Genomic DNA, 447 nt, shown 5'->3' with positions numbered 1-447 from the left:
CAGGCGTCACACCGTATACGTCCACTTTCGTGTTTGCACAGTGCTGTGTTTTTATTAAACAGTTGCAGCCAGCTGGTATCTGCGACTGGCTTCAGCTCCATCCGCCGGGGACTTCACCTAGTGCCAGCGTGCCTTCTCCCGAAGTTACGGCACCATTTTGCCTAGTTCCTTCACCCGAGTTCTCTCAAGCGCCTGAGTATTCTCTACCTGACCACCTGTGTCGGTTTGGGGTACGATTCGTTGTGACCTGGTGCTTAGAGGCTTTTCCTGGAAGCAGGGCATCAGCTACTTCAGCACCGTAGTGCCTCGTCATCACGCCTCAGTGTTTACAGCCGTCCGGATTTGCCAGGACCGCCCACCTACACGCTTAAACCGGGACAAACCGTCGCCCGGCCAGCCTAGCCTTCTCCGTCCCCCCTTCGCAGTCACACCGAGTACGGGAATATT

General features: G+C 55.9%; 1 rRNA gene. It reads right to left on the bottom strand.

What is annotated here, in order from left to right:
* Positions 1 to 447, bottom strand: a 23S ribosomal RNA gene (locus tag Xbed_RS19095); the annotation flags it as partial.

Origin of the sequence: Xenorhabdus beddingii (genome assembly GCF_002127545.1) — a bacterium.
Classification (GTDB): domain Bacteria; phylum Pseudomonadota; class Gammaproteobacteria; order Enterobacterales; family Enterobacteriaceae; genus Xenorhabdus; species Xenorhabdus beddingii.
The sequence above is the reverse complement of the archived record's forward strand: the minus strand, read 5'-3'. Positions and strand labels throughout refer to the sequence as shown.